The following is a 15,359-nucleotide window of genomic DNA, read 5'->3' on the forward strand; positions in this document are numbered from 1 at the left end:
CGGCAAAGCCTCCATTGGCGGGCCGCAGGCGTTATCCTGTGCCGCTAATGGAGGCTTTTCATGCAAATCTACAAAGTCGGTGGTGCGGTACGTGATCGCCTGCTGGGCATCCCCGTTACCGATATCGACCGTGTCGTAGTCGGCGCTACCACTGAAGAAATGCTCGCCCTGGGCTACAAGCCTGTGGGTTCGGACTTCCCGGTATTTCTTGACCCGAAAAATGGTGACGAGTACGCCCTCGCCCGCACGGAGCGCAAGAGCGGCCGGGGTTATGGCGGCTTTGTGTTTCACGCCAGCCCCGAAGTTACCCTGGAAGAAGACCTGATCCGCCGCGACCTGACCATCAACGCCATGGCCGAGGATGACGCGGGCCACCTGACCGACCCTTATCACGGCCAGCAGGATCTGGACGCACGCATTCTGCGTCACGTTTCCCCGGCGTTTGCCGAAGATCCACTGCGTGTCCTGCGCGTTGCCCGCTTTGCCGCGCGCTATGCCGGCCTCGGCTTTACGGTAGCGCCCGAAACCCTGGAACTGATGCGCGAACTCAGCGCGTCGGGCGAACTGGAAGCCTTGACGCCCGAACGCAGCTGGAAGGAGATTTCCCGCGCATTGATGGAAAACCAGCCACAGGTGTTTATCCAGGTGCTGCGCGATTGCGGCGCCCTGAAAACCCTGATGCCGGAAATCGACGCACTGTTTGGCGTGCCGCAACCCGAGGCCCATCACCCCGAAATCGATACCGGCGTGCACACATTGAGCGTGCTGGAACAGGCAGCCATCCATGCCCAACCGTTGACCGTCCGCTGGGCCTGCCTGCTGCACGATCTGGGCAAGGGGCTCACGCCTGTGGATAAGTTGCCGCAGCACATCGCTCATGAGCAACGCGGCGTGAAGCTGATCAAGGCGATGAACGAACGCTTCAAGGTGCCAAGGGATTGCCAGGAGTTGGCGTTGCTGGTGGGCGAATATCACACCCACGGCCACCGCGCACTGGAGCTGAGGCCCTCGACATTGCTGGAGTTGCTGCAAAGCTTCGACGTTTACCGTCGCCCGCAACGCTTTGAAGAGTTTGTGGTGGCATGCGAGATGGACGCCCGCGGGCGCAAGGGCCTTGAGCAGAGAAGTTATCCACAAGCCGATTATTTGCGCGGTGCGGCGCTGGCGGCCAGAGGTGTGGCCGTCGCGCCGCTACTGGAACAAGGCTACAAAGGTCCCGAACTGGGCGAAGCGCTGAAACGCGAACGACTCAAGGCGCTAAAAGCCTACAAGAGCGAGTCCGGCGTCAACGGCTGATCCCGCCATTCGAACGCGACCGGCGCCAGTACCTGGTCAATGTGTGCATCCTGCCACAGCGCGGCAAATGACTTGCCCACCTCAGGATGCACACGCTGCGGCGCCATCAACGACAGCGGCCACAGCACAAACGCGTTCTTCAGGATTTCGGCCCGGGGCAGGATCAGGCCATCGAAGTTACCCACCAGCTCGCCATACAGCAGCACGTCGATGTCCAGCGGCAAGCCCTTGCGATCCGGGGCGTAGCGGCCATTGTCGGCCTCGATGAATTTCAGCCGGCGGTCCAGTTCCATCAACGGCAGGTCGGTATACGCCGACACCACCAGATTGAAGAATGGCCCGCTCTTTATGCCCACAGGCTGGCTTTCAAACACCGGCGAACAGCGCATCTGCGTCAGGAAACCCGCCAGCGCATCAAGGCCAGCGTGCAAATGGGCCTCACGCTCGATGTTACTGCCAAGACCAAGGTAAACCTGAGTTAGCGACATCCGCGCTCGATCTCCACGCCCACGCCCTTGGCGGCCGGTACGGCGCCGGGCTTGGTCAGTTTGAGGTGCAGCCAGGGAATCTGGAACTCACTCATCAACACTTCAGCCAGGCGCTCGGCGAAGGTTTCCACCAGCTGGAATTGCGCCTGCTCGGCAAAGGCCTGGATCCGCGCGGACACGCTCGCGTAATCCAGCGCCAGGGTCAGGTCATCACCGGCAGCGGCCGGGCGGTTATCCCAGGCGAAGCTCAGGTCCAGACGCAGGCATTGCCGGATACCGCGCTCCCAGTCGTAGGCCCCGATCACGGTGTCGACTTCCAGGCCTTCGATAAACACTCTGTCCAAGCACTCTTCTCCGCTGCACGACAAGGGCGCGATGCCCCGTTAGAATCAGGGCGTCCTCGCCCGGAATAGTTAGCATGTTTTGGTTACTGGCGACTCTCGCCTACCTGCTCGGCTCGCTGTCCTTCGCCATTTTGCTCAGCCGCCTGACGGGAAATCCCGACCCGCGAATGAGTGGCTCAGGCAATGCCGGCGCCACCAATATGTTGCGCCTGGCCGGCAAGAAACTCGCCGTACTCACGCTGTTCGGCGACGTCTGCAAGGGCCTGCTGCCGGTGCTGATCGCCGATCTCGCCGGGCTCTCGCTGCAACAGCAAGCCTGGATCGGCGTCTGCGCGGTGCTCGGCCACCTGTTCCCGCTGTACTTTCGCTTTCGCGGCGGCAAAGGCGTTGCGACGGCGGCCGGCATGCTGCTGGGGATCTACCCACCGGCGGCGCTGCTGGCCATCCTGGCCTGGCTGCTGACGTTCTACCTGACACGCACCAGCTCGCTGGCCGCCCTCATCGCCACGCCCCTGACCCTGCCGTTGCTGGCGTGGCAGGAACCGGAGGCGCTGGTGCCGATGAGCGTGCTCACGCTGCTGATCGTCTGGCGCCACCGGGGCAATTTACGCGACCTGTTTGCCGGGCGCGAACGGCATTTTTAAATACGCCCGGTGAACCCGGCTCACGTTCGCCCGTTACAGCGGCGGCAACTGCTCCATCGGCCAGCGCGCCTGCACGCTGATTGCCAGGCTTTCATGCTGCCCGGCCTGCAAACGCTGGCAACCGGCATAGGCGATCATCGCACCGTTATCGGTGCAGAATTCGGGACGCGCATAAAACACGTCGCCCTTCATGTCGCCGAGCATTTTCTCCAGGGAGCTGCGCAGCGCCTTGTTCGCGCTGACGCCGCCCGCGATCACCAGGCGCTTCATGCCCGCCTGCTTCAGGGCCCGCTTGCACTTGATGGTCAAAGTCTCCACCACGGCCTGCTGGAACGCCAGCGAGATGTCGCAACGGGCTTGCTCACTGTCGTCTCCGGCGCTGACGCTCTGCTGCCAGGTGTTCAGGGCAGAGGTTTTCAAGCCGCTGAAGCTGAACATCAGGCCAGGGCGATCGCACATCGGGCGCGGGAAGGTATAGCGCCCCGGAACGCCTTTTTCTGCCAAGCGGGCGATTTCCGGGCCGCCCGGATAATTAAGGCCCATCATCTTCGCAGTCTTGTCGAAAGCTTCACCGGCAGCGTCGTCCAGGCTTTCGCCCAGCAGCGTGTATTGACCGATTCCGTCGACCTGAACCAGCTGCGTATGGCCGCCTGAAACCAACAAAGCGACGAACGGGAACGCTGGCGGGTTTTCTTCCAGCATCGGTGCCAGTAAATGGCCTTCCATGTGGTGCACACCAAGGGCCGGAATGCCCCAGGCAAATGCCAGCGCCTGGGCGCAAGAGGCCCCAACCAGCAGGGCTCCGACCAATCCGGGGCCGGCGGTATAGGCAATGGCGTCGATCTCGGTCGGCACGCAGCCGGCCTCGTCCAGCACCTGGCGAATCAATGGCAGCATGCGTTTCACATGATCACGGCTGGCCAGCTCCGGCACCACGCCGCCATAGGCGCGATGCAGGTCGATCTGACTGAACAGTGCGTCGGCCAAAAGCCCGCGTTCACTGTCGTAAAGTGCGACACCAGTTTCATCGCACGAGGTTTCTAATCCCAGAACTAGCATGGGTTTGCGCCTTGTAGAGGCTGAATTCGAAGGCGCGCATAATAGTCGCCACTCCCCCTCCCGACTAGCGGTTTTCGATCAGAGGCTTTGCATTCCGGGCAATGAGGGGTTAACATCCGCAACCCTTAAAAACCGACGACCTCAGCCGCGAATTTTTTGCGACGAGAACGTTGATTCCCGGTAATGAAAGAAGGTAGCTCTGGATGCCAGCCGTCAAAGTAAAAGAGAACGAACCCTTCGACGTAGCTCTGCGTCGTTTCAAGCGCTCCTGCGAAAAAGCCGGTGTTCTGGCTGAAGTTCGTAGCCGCGAATTTTACGAGAAGCCAACTTCTGAGCGTAAGCGTAAAGCAGCAGCCGCTGTTAAGCGTCACGCCAAGAAAGTTCAGCGCGAGCAGCGCCGCGCCGTTCGTCTGTACTAATACACAGACGTTCGTAGCAAGCTTCTGCCAAGCCCGGCCCTCAGCCGGGCTGTTGGCATTTGCGGATATCGCTTGATGCTTCACCGTTGACGCCGCACACGCGACTGAAACGAACTGCTTCACACGTCAGGACTGGCTCTTTTGCCAGCGGTGCACGTCTCTTCTGACGAGCCTAACAAGGCTACTGACGAGCACACTTATTTTTTAACAGGCGATCAACAGGTCGGCTGCGCCCACCGATGAGCTTCCGAGGCCCCCACATGGCCAAGACCGGACTCCCGGGCAACATTTCTACGCCGGGCACTGATCGGAACTAACGTCAGTGAATGTTCGGCAGATACACTTCCTGACAGACCAAGCAGACGACAGTAGATCGAGCCGCACAACACGCGCGCCTTGAGCACTTTGCGGGCCCTCTTTTACACGCAGTGATGACGAGAACGCCATGGCCGGGCTAATTCCCCAGAGCTTTATTGACGACCTTCTGAACCGCACCGACATCGTCGATGTTGTCAGCTCGCGCCTGCAGATGAAAAAGGCCGGCAAGAACTACACCGCCTGCTGCCCGTTCCACAAGGAAAAGACCCCGTCGTTCAGCGTCAGCCCCGACAAGCAGTTCTACTACTGCTTCGGCTGCGGCGCTGGCGGCAACGCCCTCGGCTTCATCATGGACCACGACAACCTGGACTTCCCCCAGGCCGTCGAGGAACTGGCGAAAGCCGCCGGCATGGAAATCCCCCGCGAAGAAAGTGGCCGCCCGCACAAACCGCGGCAACCCACCGATTCGCCGCTGTACCCGCTGCTTACCGCTGCTGCCGACTTTTACCGCCAGGCACTGAAAAGCCACCCGCAGCGCAAAGCCGCCGTCGATTACCTCAAGGGCCGCGGCCTGACCGGTGAAATCGCCCGCGACTTCGGCCTCGGCTTCGCCCCGCCGGGCTGGGACAACCTGTACAAGCACCTGAGCAGCGACACCCTGCAGCAAAAAGCCATGATCGACGCCGGCCTGTTGGTGGAAAACGCCGAGACCGGCAAGCGTTATGACCGTTTCCGCGACCGCGTGATGTTCCCGATCCGCGACAGCCGCGGCCGCATCATCGCGTTCGGCGGCCGGGTGCTGGGGGACGACAAGCCCAAATACCTGAACTCACCGGAAACCCCGGTGTTTCATAAAGGCCAGGAACTCTACGGCCTGTTTGAGGCGCGCAAGAACAACCGCAACCTCGACGAAATCATCGTGGTTGAAGGCTATATGGACGTGATTGCCCTGGCCCAGCAAGGTTTGCGCAACGCCGTGGCGACCCTGGGCACCGCGACCAGCGAAGAGCACTTGAAGCGCCTGTTTCGCGTGGTGCCCAACGTACTGTTCTGCTTCGACGGCGACCAGGCCGGCCGCAACGCAGCGTGGCGTGCCCTTGAGTCGACCCTGTCGAGCCTGCAGGACGGGCGGCGCGCACGCTTCCTGTTCCTGCCCGAAGGTGAAGACCCGGACACCCTGGTCCGCTCCGAAGGCACCGACGCGTTCCGCGCGCGCATCAACCAACACGCACAACCGCTGGCCGATTACTTTTTCCAGCAACTGACCGAAGAGTCCGACCCGCGCTCCCTCGAAGGCAAGGCCCACATGGTCACCCTCGCGGCCCCGCTAATCGACAAGGTTCCGGGCGCCAACCTGCGCACCCTGATGCGCCAGCGCCTGCTGGAAATCACCGGCTTGAGTGGCGAGGCCGTCAGCCAGCTGGCCCGCAGCGCGCCGCAAGAGGCGCCGCCGGCCTACGACCCGGGCATGGATTACGACGCCATGCCGGACTATTCCGACTTCCACCAACCGCAGGAGGCCTACACGCCCCAGCAGGAGTGGACACCGAAGAAACCCGGCGCCGGCGGCAAGAAATGGGACAAGAAACCCTGGGACAAAAACGGCAAACGTGGCGGTGACCGTGACGAACCGCGCGGCCCACGCGTCCCAGCAGCAGTAGAGCCGCCCACCATGGCAGCCCTGCGTACACTTTTGCACCACCCGCAACTGGCACAAAAAGTCGAGGATGCGGGGCACTTTGCGGCCGAAGACCACACCAATACGCAACTGTTGGTGGCCCTGCTCGAAGCCGTACAGAAGAATCCTAAGCTAAACTCATTCCAGCTGATTGCACGCTGGCACGGCACCGAACAGGGCCGTTTGCTGAAGGCATTGGCAGAAAAGGAATGGCTGATTGATGGCGATAACCTTGAACAACAGTTTTTCGACACCATTACTAGCTTGGTAGCTCGTCAACGCGAGCGAAACCTGGAACAACTTCTTCGAAAAGCGCGTCAGAGTGAATTGACCGCCGAAGAGAAAAATCAACTGCGCGACCTTTTAAGTCGCAATGTTTCCGCATCAAACCCGACCTCAGCTGGCGTGTGAGGTCATAGCTCGGGTATAATCCTCGGCTTGTTTTTTGCCCGCCAAGACCTTCAGTGGATAGGGTGTTATGTCCGGAAAAGCGCAACAGCAGTCTCGTATCAAAGAGTTGATCACCCTTGGTCGTGAGCAGAAGTATCTGACTTACGCAGAGGTCAACGACCACCTGCCTGAGGATATTTCAGATCCAGAGCAGGTGGAAGACATCATCCGCATGATTAATGACATGGGGATCCCCGTACACGAGAGTGCTCCGGATGCGGACGCCCTTATGTTGGCCGACGCCGATACCGACGAGGCAGCCGCTGAAGAAGCAGCCGCCGCGTTGGCAGCGGTCGAGACCGACATCGGTCGCACGACTGACCCTGTGCGCATGTATATGCGCGAAATGGGTACGGTAGAGCTGCTGACACGCGAAGGCGAAATCGAAATCGCCAAGCGTATCGAAGAGGGCATCCGTGAAGTGATGGGCGCAATCGCGCACTTCCCAGGCACGGTTGACCACATTCTCTCCGAGTACACTCGCGTCACCACCGAAGGTGGCCGCCTGTCCGACGTCCTGAGCGGTTATATCGACCCGGACGACGGCATTGCGCCACCTGCGGCTGAAATTCCGCCACCGATCGATGCCAAGGCTGCGAAAGCAGACGACGACACCGACGACGACGAAGCTGAAGCCAGCACTGATGACGAAGAAGAAGTCGAAAGCGGTCCGGATCCGATCATCGCAGCGCAGCGCTTTGGCGCGGTCTCCGATCAGATGGAACTGGCTCGCAAGGCCCTGAAGAAGCACGGTCGCGGCAGCAAGCAGGCAACTGCTGAATTGCTGGCCCTGGCTGAACTCTTCATGCCGATCAAACTGGTACCGAAGCAATTCGAAGGCCTGGTTGAGCGGGTTCGTAGCGCCCTTGAGCGTCTGCGTGCACAAGAGCGTGCGATCATGCAGCTCTGTGTCCGTGATGCGCGCATGCCGCGTGCCGACTTCCTGCGCCAGTTCCCGGGCAACGAAGTCGACGAAAGCTGGACCGACGCACTGGCCAAAGGCAAAAGCAAATACGCTGAAGCCATTGGTCGCTTCCAGGCCGACATCGTTCGTTGCCAGCAGAAGCTGACTGCATTGCAGACCGAAACCGGTCTGACGATTGCCGAGATCAAGGACATCAACCGTCGCATGTCGATCGGTGAGGCCAAGGCCCGCCGCGCGAAGAAAGAGATGGTTGAAGCGAACTTGCGTCTGGTGATCTCCATCGCCAAGAAGTACACCAACCGTGGCCTGCAATTCCTCGATCTGATCCAGGAAGGCAACATCGGCTTGATGAAAGCGGTGGACAAGTTCGAATACCGTCGCGGCTACAAGTTCTCGACTTATGCCACCTGGTGGATCCGTCAGGCGATCACTCGCTCGATCGCCGACCAGGCCCGCACCATCCGTATTCCGGTGCACATGATCGAGACGATCAACAAGCTCAACCGTATTTCCCGGCAGATGTTGCAGGAAATGGGTCGCGAACCGACCCCGGAAGAGTTGGGCGAACGCATGGAAATGCCTGAGGATAAAATCCGCAAGGTATTGAAGATCGCTAAAGAGCCGATCTCCATGGAAACCCCGATCGGTGATGACGAAGACTCCCATCTGGGTGACTTCATCGAAGACTCGACCATGCAGTCGCCAATCGATGTTGCTACCGTTGAGAGCCTGAAAGAAGCGACTCGCGACGTACTGTCCGGCCTCACTGCCCGTGAAGCCAAGGTACTGCGCATGCGCTTCGGCATCGACATGAATACCGACCACACCCTTGAGGAGGTTGGTAAGCAGTTCGACGTTACCCGTGAGCGGATTCGTCAGATCGAAGCCAAGGCGCTGCGCAAGCTGCGCCACCCGACGAGAAGCGAGCATTTGCGCTCCTTCCTCGACGAGTGATCACAAAAACCCCGGCCCAGGCCGGGGTTTTTGCTTCTACAGATTAAATCCTCGCTGCCTCCCCTCCCCCGCAATGCCCGTCTACACTCGAAACATTCCCCGTGCCATAACGAGACCGTTATGCCCAGATTGCCGACCGTGTTACTGCTGTCGCTGCTGACCTGGACCGCAACGGCTGGCGCGTTGACTCTCACCGATGAAGAGCGTGGCTGGCTGGCGGACCACCAAGAGTTGCGCCTGGGCGTCGACGCCTCTTGGCCACCCTTTGAATACCGCGATGAAGACGGTCGCTACCAGGGCCTGGCCGCTGATTATGTGCGGCTGATGCAGGATCGCCTTGGCGTCAGGATCAAACTGATCGAGCCGGTGAACTGGAGCGCCGTGCTGGAACAGGCCCGCAACAACCAGCTCGACCTGCTGCCGGGCATCATGTCCACACCGGAACGCCAGGGTTTCCTGTCGTTTACCCGGCCTTATCTCGACTTCCCCATCGTCATCCTCGCCCACGAAGGCGGCCCGCAACCACGCAGCCTCAAAGACCTGTACGGGTTGAAGGTGGCCGTGGTGGAAAACTACGCGCCCCATGAACTGCTGCGCACTCACCACCCGGACCTCAACCTGGTGGCCATGCCCAATGTCAGCGCTACGCTGCAGGCCCTGGCCACCGACAAGGTCGACGCCGTAGTGGGCGATCTGGCGTCCAGCGTGTGGAGCCTGCGCCAACTCAAGCTGGAAGGCCTGTACATCAGCGGCGAAACGCCTTACCGCTATCAATTGGCCATGGGCGTGCCGAAGGACGACAAGATGCTGGTGGGCATCCTCGATAAAGTCCTGGCCGACATCAGCCCGGCTGAGACCGAGGCCATCCAGCAGCGCTGGGTCGGCAACGTCATCGACCACCGCACGCTCTGGACGGATGTGCTGCTCTACGGGTTGCCTGCCGTGCTGTTGCTGAGCATCGTGCTGGCCGTGGTTATCCGGATCAATCGTCGGCTCAGCTCGGAAATTTCCCGCCGGGTCGCCCTCGAACAGGAACTGCGCAGCAGCGAATACCACTATCGCGGCCTGGTGGAGAGCCTTTCCGCGATCGCCTGGGAAGCCAGCATCAGCGATTTCACCTACAGCTACGTGTCGCCCCACGCCGAGGAACTGCTGGGTTACCCCCGTGCCCACTGGCTGATCCCGGGCTTCTGGCGCAACATCATCCACCCCGCGGACCTGACCCGCACCGAATCCTATTGCTACGCCGAAACCCGGGCCAACCGCGACCACAGTGTCGACTACCGGGTGATCACCGCCGATGGACGCTGCCTGTGGGTGCGGGACATCGTCAGCCTGATCGAACACGGCCACGAGCCCGTGCTGCGCGGCCTGATGATCGACATCAGCGAGGCCAAGCGCACCGAGGAAGCGTTGCAGCTTTCGGAACAGAAATTCGCCTCTGTGTTCCAGCAATGCCCGGACATCCTGGTCATCGCCCGGCTGTCGGACGGCTGCCTGATGGAGGTCAATAAGGCATTCGAAGACCAGATCGGCCTGAGCGCCGAAGCAGTCGTAGGAAAAACCGCCACTGAACTGAATATCTGGGGCATCCAGGGCGTAGGCCCCGGCCTGCTGCAACGGGTACAGACCACCAGCATCCGCAACCTGGAAATGCCCTTCCTGCGCAGCAACGGCCAGGCCTTCACCGGACTGATCTCCGCCGAACCCTTTCAACTGGATACCACCGAAGCCCTGGTCGTGGTGGTGCGTGACATCACCCAGCTGAAAGAAACCCAGCAGCGACTGCAGACCTCCGAAGAGAAATTCGCCAAGGCCTTTCATGCCTCTCCCGACGGCCTGCTGTTGTCCCGCCAAAGCGACGGTTTGCTGATTGAGGTCAACGAAGGATTCAGTCGAATTACCGGCTTTAACAGCGTGATGTCACTGGACCAGTCAACCCTGGACCTCGGGATCTGGGTCGACCTGAACGAACGCAAAGATATGTTGGAGCGGCTGCAACGGGATGGATTTGTCCGCGACTTTGTCTGCCACATCCGCCGCAGTGACGGCGAAATTCGCCTGTGTGAAGTCTCCAGCCGCCCGCTGCCCATCGGCGACGACGACTGCATGCTGACCATCGCCCGGGACATCACCGAACGCCAACTGATGCAGGAAAAACTGCAACAGGCCGCCACCGTGTTCGAGAGCACGGCCGAAGGCGTACTGATCACCGACACCCGACAAAATATCAGCGCCGTGAACCGCGCCTTCAGCGAGATCACCGGCTACAGCGAAGCCGAGGCCCTTGGCCAAACCCCGCGCCTGCTTGCCTCGGGCCTGCACGACAGCGCCTTCTACGCGGCCATGTGGCACCAACTGACGGCCAACGGCCACTGGCAAGGCGAGATCTCCAACCGGCGCAAGAACGGCGAGCTGTACCCCAGCTGGCTGACCATCAGCGCCGTGCGCAACCGCGAGGAGTCGATCACCCACTTCGTCGCCGTGTTTGCCGACATCTCCAGCCTCAAGCACGCCCAGGCGCGCCTCGATTACCAGGCCCACCACGACCCGCTGACCGGCCTGCCCAACCGCACCCTGTTTGAAAGCCGCCTGCAAGCCGCCCTCAACAACCAACAGGAAACCGGCAGCCAGGGCGCCGTGCTGTTCCTCGACCTCGACCGCTTCAAACACATCAACGACAGCCTCGGCCACCCGATTGGCGACCTGCTGCTCAAGGACATCGCCGTTCGCCTCAAGGACCAACTGCGAGACGTCGACACCGTCGCGCGCCTGGGTGGCGACGAATTCATCATCCTGCTGCCCGGCCTGCAACAAGCCAGCGACGCCGAACACCTGGCCAATAAGCTGCTGGCCTGCTTCACTCCACCATTCCAGGCGGGCGAGCATGAGTTCTTCATCAGCGCCAGCATCGGCACCAGCCTGTACCCACGGGACGGCAACGACGTCGCCACCCTGGTCAAAAACGCCGACGCCGCCATGTACCGCTCCAAGGCCAAGGGCCGCAACCGCGTCGAAAGCTACACCCAGGACCTCACCGCCCAGGCCAACGAGCGCGTGGCCCTGGAACACGAACTGCGCCGAGCGATCGAGCGCGACGAATTGTCTCTCTATTACCAGCCGAAACTCAGCCTCGACACCCAACAACTGATCGGCGCCGAAGCCCTGATTCGCTGGCGCCACCCCACCTTCGGCGAAGTGCCGCCCGAGCACTTCATTGCCCTGGCCGAAGAGAACGGCATGATCCTGCAGATTGGCGACTGGGTACTGGAGCAGGCCTGCCGACAGATGCACGACTGGCGAGAAATTTTTGATGACTTCGGCCCGCTGTCCGTCAACCTCGCCGGCGCGCAACTGCGCCACCCCAACCTGCTGGCGCGCATCGAGCAACTGCTGCGGGACAACCGCCTGGAGCCTGGCTGCCTGCAACTGGAGATCACCGAAAACTTCATCATGAGCCAGGCCGAAGAAGCGCTGGAGGTGCTGCACCAGCTCAAGCATCTGGGCGTGCAACTGGCCATTGATGACTTCGGCACCGGCTATTCGTCCCTCAGCTACCTGAAACGCCTGCCGCTGGACTTCCTGAAGATCGACCAATCCTTCGTCCGTGGCCTGCCCGACGACCCACACGATGCGGCGATCGTGCGCGCCATTATTGCCCTGGGGCACAGCATGCAATTCACCATCATTGCCGAAGGTGTGGAAACGCCGGCCCAGCAAGCGTTTCTGGCGGCTGAAGGTTGTGAGCAGATGCAAGGCTATATCGTCAGCCTGCCGCTGCCGCCGGACCTTTTCGCCGCTACGTTCCTTCGTATGAGTGTTTCGGACTTTTCGGATGGCACAGCGAAGAAACCATCGCTATAATCCGCGGCCTACTGAGGGCCTATAGCTCAGTTGGTTAGAGCAGGGGACTCATAATCCCTTGGTCGTAGGTTCGAGTCCTACTGGGCCCACCATCTTGAAAGCCGCGCATTGCGCGGCTTTGTCGTTTCTGGCGCGTGAGTCGTGCAGCAATGAAACATTAGTTAGTTGTCCCGAACGGCTACGGCGAAGACCATGATTCCCAGTCAACGTCACTCCAGCACGAGGGAAAATTGTTCAATGCATCAGAAGAAACGCTCGCCGCGCAACGCAATCCACGGCCTGGGCATACGTGCCACAGCCGCCGTCGCAATCACCCTCGCAACCTTGAGCGGCGCACAAGCCGCCCCCGCCGCCACTGACTCCATCAAGGCATTCAAGCTCTGCACCGGCGCCGACAACAATTCGCACGTACTGGAAGGCACCATCGACCAGAGCATGCGCAATGACGTGACCGCCATTCACTTCAAGCAAACGGCGGCGCATTCCTCGTATAGCTGGCATAACGACCCGGAGCCACAGTACGTCATGACGCTGTCCGGCACCCTGGCGTTCGTGACACGCGGCGGTGAGAAGTTCACGTTGCATCCGGGTGAAGTACTGATCGCCGAAGACAACACCGGCACAGGGCATCGCTGGAATCTGGTGGACGATCAACCGTGGCGGCGAGGGTACGTGGTGCTGAAGCCGGGCGCGCCGGATTCATTTATCCCGAACGATGCTGCCGCTGCGAAGGTGTGCAAGGGGTCGTAGTCTCGCTGATCACACCTCCTCGAATAAAAGAAAGACTTACGCTTTGCGGCGTAAGCCTTTTTTGTACTGCGTGCTCTACCGGCCCGTTATCAAACGGAAAGTTCGCGCAAAGCCGCCGTCGCCAGGAACCCAGAGCGCGAGGCATAGCGATGGTCTTTTTGCACTCGCTCATCGATACGATTCAAAAGTTGCTCAGGCAGTGAGGCGTTGAACCTGACTGACTTGCCCAGGTAAGGAGTGAGATCAAAGTCGATCACCGCCCACACGCCACCCGCAAAGTCCGGATTCTCCAAATGGACGTCGACCTCTCTAGCCTGAGGAAGCCGCTCCTCATCAGCAACCAATCCCTCGAGGTGCAGCGCTAAAGCTTCGCGGACATTATCCAGAGCTTCGGAAAAGGTTGTGCCCGCAGAAAAGCAACCTGGCACGTCCGGGACGGTCACGCTGTAATCTGAATCAGCGTCTTTGTGTATCACCACTGGAAATTTCATTTTTCCTCCTTTGAATGAGCCGCAGCGGGATCATTCACCACATAACCTACGGTCATCACTTCAGGCCTGCTGATTTCAAAATGCTGTGCAAGGTCCCCTTGGCTATCTCTGATTTAGGATGAGGAACCGTCACCCGGCCGGGCTTGGTTGAGTGCTTGAATTGATGGTGACTGCCTTTCGCCGCCACCTCAAACCATCCATCCGCCATCAGCAAGTCAATTACCTCTCTGCTTCTCATCGCGCCCGCTCCACAGTGTGTATCTTACACACCGAAGGTATCCTGCAGCATCTTTTATACACACAGGACACACCAATGAAAAAAGCCCGCTCATTTCTGAACGGGCTCATGCGAAGAATATGATGACTACGCCTATCGCCGCTTCGCCAGCGAACTAATGTCAGTTTTTGTGCCTTGACTGACTCTCAGCTTACCAACGCATTAACAATGACTTGCGCCGTACCTAGCAACGGCGCATCCCCTCTAAACGCCCCAATTACCTGCAACCCCACCGGCAACTCCCCTTCCCCACGCATCACCGGCACATTCACCTGCGGCAATCCAAACGCGCCCCAGAACTTGATGAAGTCCGACGGGCCCGTGGTCGCCAACCCCACCGGCGCCAGCATCCCGCAGGAAACACTCAACATCGCATCAAACGGCTGGCAGATTTGCGCGAGCTGCGGGGCGAGTTGTGCGAGGCGTGCCTTCGCAGCCGACTCCTGTTCCCAGCTTGTAGCCTTCGCACGCTCAATCATGGCCAACGTCGAATCACTGAGTAACTCAGGATGAGACTGAAACTCCTTGGCCAATGAACGGGCACCTTCGCAATCGTTGATCAACTGGTGATCGTCGAATACTCCGTCGAACGCCTCAGGCAACACGACTTCACTGACAAGAGGCCCCAACCGGGCAACCGCTCGTTCAATTGCCTCGGCCACCAACGGCTGCACATCCGACCAGCGAGAGGTACGGCAGAAACCAAGCCGCAAGGGCCGACGCCCCGCCTCAACAGCCGGAAACCCCGGGATCAACACCCGCGCCACCCGCTCAAGATCACGCACCGAACGGCCATACCAACCCACGGTATCGAAGCTCGGCGCCAGGGGTTTCACGCCTTCCAGCGAGACCAGTCCAAACGACGGTTTGAAGGCAAACAACCCGCAATAAGCCGCAGGCTTGAGCAACGACCCCGCCGTTTGGGTACCCAACGCCAACGGGAAAAACCCGGCCGCCATCCCCGCAGCAGAACCCGCGCTGGAGCTACCCGGAGTGCAGGACAAATCCAGCGGATTACGCGTCGGCCCGGTGTTCATGTAGGCAAATTCGGTGGTGTGGGTCTTGCCCATGATGATCGCGCCCGCCTGGCGTAGCAGCGTCACCACATGGGCATCCCGCGATGGACGATTACCCAGGTAAATCGGCGAATAGAATTCCGTTGGGTGGTCGGCGGTATCAAAGATGTCCTTGACCCCCACGGGCACGCCGGCGAGCAGACCGGCGCAGCCCTCAAGCTGCCACGCTTGCTTGCTCACCGCCTCAGCGTCGAAGGATACAAACGCCTGGATATCTGGCTCGTCGGCACCTATGCGCGCAAGAAAGTGTTCAGCAACCAAAGCCGGCGTAATCGCCCCCGAACCCACCGCCACGGCGATGCCCGTTGCATCCAGGCCATTCATCA

At 60.3% G+C, this 15,359-nt stretch carries 13 protein-coding genes and 1 tRNA gene; 8 read left to right on the plus strand and 6 right to left on the minus strand.

Translation table 11 applies throughout. The features are described 5' to 3' along the window. The first annotated feature begins 60 nt into the window (after window positions 1-60). Window positions 61-1,296 carry a multifunctional CCA addition/repair protein gene (locus JV201_RS26710; protein WP_003211003.1) on the plus strand — a complete coding sequence of 412 codons (1,236 nt, stop codon included), beginning with the start codon at window positions 61-63 and terminating at the stop codon, window positions 1,294-1,296. On the opposite strand, the gene folK is transcribed toward JV201_RS26710, so the two are convergent. Both folK and folB read right to left on the minus strand, forming a co-directional pair. Further along, complete coding sequence (gene folK, locus JV201_RS26715; RefSeq protein WP_003211005.1) at window positions 1,266-1,784, minus strand: 2-amino-4-hydroxy-6-hydroxymethyldihydropteridine diphosphokinase; 519 nt, start codon at window positions 1,782-1,784, stop codon at window positions 1,266-1,268. The two genes, JV201_RS26710 and folK, sit on opposite strands and share 31 nt — an antisense overlap. Beyond that, a complete protein-coding gene (gene folB / locus JV201_RS26720; RefSeq protein ID WP_003211007.1) occupies window positions 1,775-2,128 on the minus strand; it encodes a dihydroneopterin aldolase in 354 nt (117 codons plus the stop codon). Before folB ends, folK begins: the two co-directional genes overlap by 10 nt. A 74-nt stretch (window positions 2,129-2,202) precedes the next feature. On the opposite strand from folB, the gene plsY reads away from it, so the two are divergent. Next, entirely contained in the window at window positions 2,203-2,772 is a 570-nt protein-coding gene (gene plsY / locus JV201_RS26725; RefSeq protein WP_003211009.1) for a glycerol-3-phosphate 1-O-acyltransferase PlsY, read from the plus strand. A 33-nt stretch (window positions 2,773-2,805) separates the two neighbouring features. On the opposite strand, the gene tsaD is transcribed toward plsY, so the two are convergent. Further along, entirely contained in the window at window positions 2,806-3,831 is a 1,026-nt protein-coding gene (gene tsaD / locus JV201_RS26730; protein ID WP_087694726.1) for a tRNA (adenosine(37)-N6)-threonylcarbamoyltransferase complex transferase subunit TsaD, read from the minus strand. A gap of 203 nt (window positions 3,832-4,034) precedes the next feature. Here tsaD and rpsU point away from each other — a divergent pair, with 203 nt between their 5' ends. From rpsU to JV201_RS26760, 6 genes are all read left to right on the plus strand, one after another. Beyond that, a complete protein-coding gene (gene rpsU / locus JV201_RS26735; protein ID WP_002551877.1) occupies window positions 4,035-4,250 on the plus strand; it encodes a 30S ribosomal protein S21 in 216 nt (71 codons plus the stop codon). Window positions 4,251-4,695: 445 nt separating this feature from the next. After that, window positions 4,696-6,657: a DNA primase gene (gene dnaG / locus JV201_RS26740; protein WP_003211012.1), complete on the plus strand. Its 1,962-nt coding sequence runs from the start codon at window positions 4,696-4,698 to the stop codon at window positions 6,655-6,657. Window positions 6,658-6,724: 67 nt separating this feature from the next. Continuing rightward, the gene (rpoD, locus tag JV201_RS26745; RefSeq protein WP_003211014.1) at window positions 6,725-8,575 is read left to right on the plus strand and encodes an RNA polymerase sigma factor RpoD; all 1,851 of its coding nucleotides are present in this window, start codon (window positions 6,725-6,727) and stop codon (window positions 8,573-8,575) included. 120 nt (window positions 8,576-8,695) lie between these two features. Next, entirely contained in the window at window positions 8,696-12,439 is a 3,744-nt protein-coding gene (locus tag JV201_RS26750; RefSeq protein ID WP_134327411.1) for a bifunctional diguanylate cyclase/phosphodiesterase, read from the plus strand. A 15-nt stretch (window positions 12,440-12,454) separates the two neighbouring features. Next, window positions 12,455-12,531: transfer RNA gene (locus JV201_RS26755), tRNA-Ile, on the plus strand. Between the two features lie 145 nt (window positions 12,532-12,676). After that, window positions 12,677-13,189, plus strand: coding sequence for a hypothetical protein (locus JV201_RS26760; RefSeq protein ID WP_219406218.1), 513 nt, complete (start codon window positions 12,677-12,679; stop codon window positions 13,187-13,189). 89 nt (window positions 13,190-13,278) lie between these two features. Here the strand turns inward: JV201_RS26760 and JV201_RS26765 are convergent, their stop codons facing one another. The 3 genes from JV201_RS26765 to JV201_RS26775 all read right to left on the minus strand — a co-directional run bounded on the left by JV201_RS26765 (window position 13,279) and on the right by JV201_RS26775 (window position 15,357). After that, the gene (locus tag JV201_RS26765; protein WP_003211020.1) at window positions 13,279-13,680 is read right to left on the minus strand and encodes a type II toxin-antitoxin system HicB family antitoxin; all 402 of its coding nucleotides are present in this window, start codon (window positions 13,678-13,680) and stop codon (window positions 13,279-13,281) included. Between the two features lie 55 nt (window positions 13,681-13,735). Beyond that, window positions 13,736-13,918 carry a type II toxin-antitoxin system HicA family toxin gene (locus tag JV201_RS26770; RefSeq protein WP_003211022.1) on the minus strand — a complete coding sequence of 61 codons (183 nt, stop codon included), beginning with the start codon at window positions 13,916-13,918 and terminating at the stop codon, window positions 13,736-13,738. 185 nt (window positions 13,919-14,103) lie between these two features. Further along, a complete protein-coding gene (locus tag JV201_RS26775; protein WP_219406219.1) occupies window positions 14,104-15,357 on the minus strand; it encodes an amidase in 1,254 nt (417 codons plus the stop codon). Between the last annotated feature and the right edge of the window lie 2 nt (window positions 15,358-15,359).

Source organism: Pseudomonas sp. Colony2 (genome assembly GCF_019382755.1).
GTDB lineage: Bacteria > Pseudomonadota > Gammaproteobacteria > Pseudomonadales > Pseudomonadaceae > Aquipseudomonas.

What these genes read in the sequence shown, in the direction of transcription:
- JV201_RS26710 (WP_003211003.1), top strand. Translation starts at nt 61, where the DNA reads ATGCAAATCTACAAAGTCGGTGGTGCGGTACGTGATCGCCTGCTGGGC.
- folK (WP_003211005.1), bottom strand. Translation starts at nt 1,784, where the DNA reads ATGTCGCTAACTCAGGTTTACCTTGGTCTTGGCAGTAACATCGAGCGT.
- plsY (WP_003211009.1), top strand. Translation starts at nt 2,203, where the DNA reads ATGTTTTGGTTACTGGCGACTCTCGCCTACCTGCTCGGCTCGCTGTCC.
- tsaD (WP_087694726.1), bottom strand. Translation starts at nt 3,831, where the DNA reads ATGCTAGTTCTGGGATTAGAAACCTCGTGCGATGAAACTGGTGTCGCA.
- rpsU (WP_002551877.1), top strand. Translation starts at nt 4,035, where the DNA reads ATGCCAGCCGTCAAAGTAAAAGAGAACGAACCCTTCGACGTAGCTCTG.
- dnaG (WP_003211012.1), top strand. Translation starts at nt 4,696, where the DNA reads ATGGCCGGGCTAATTCCCCAGAGCTTTATTGACGACCTTCTGAACCGC.
- rpoD (WP_003211014.1), top strand. Translation starts at nt 6,725, where the DNA reads ATGTCCGGAAAAGCGCAACAGCAGTCTCGTATCAAAGAGTTGATCACC.
- JV201_RS26750 (WP_134327411.1), top strand. Translation starts at nt 8,696, where the DNA reads ATGCCCAGATTGCCGACCGTGTTACTGCTGTCGCTGCTGACCTGGACC.
- JV201_RS26760 (WP_219406218.1), top strand. Translation starts at nt 12,677, where the DNA reads ATGCATCAGAAGAAACGCTCGCCGCGCAACGCAATCCACGGCCTGGGC.
- JV201_RS26765 (WP_003211020.1), bottom strand. Translation starts at nt 13,680, where the DNA reads ATGAAATTTCCAGTGGTGATACACAAAGACGCTGATTCAGATTACAGC.
- JV201_RS26770 (WP_003211022.1), bottom strand. Translation starts at nt 13,918, where the DNA reads ATGAGAAGCAGAGAGGTAATTGACTTGCTGATGGCGGATGGATGGTTT.
- JV201_RS26775 (WP_219406219.1), bottom strand. Translation starts at nt 15,357, where the DNA reads ATGAATGGCCTGGATGCAACGGGCATCGCCGTGGCGGTGGGTTCGGGG.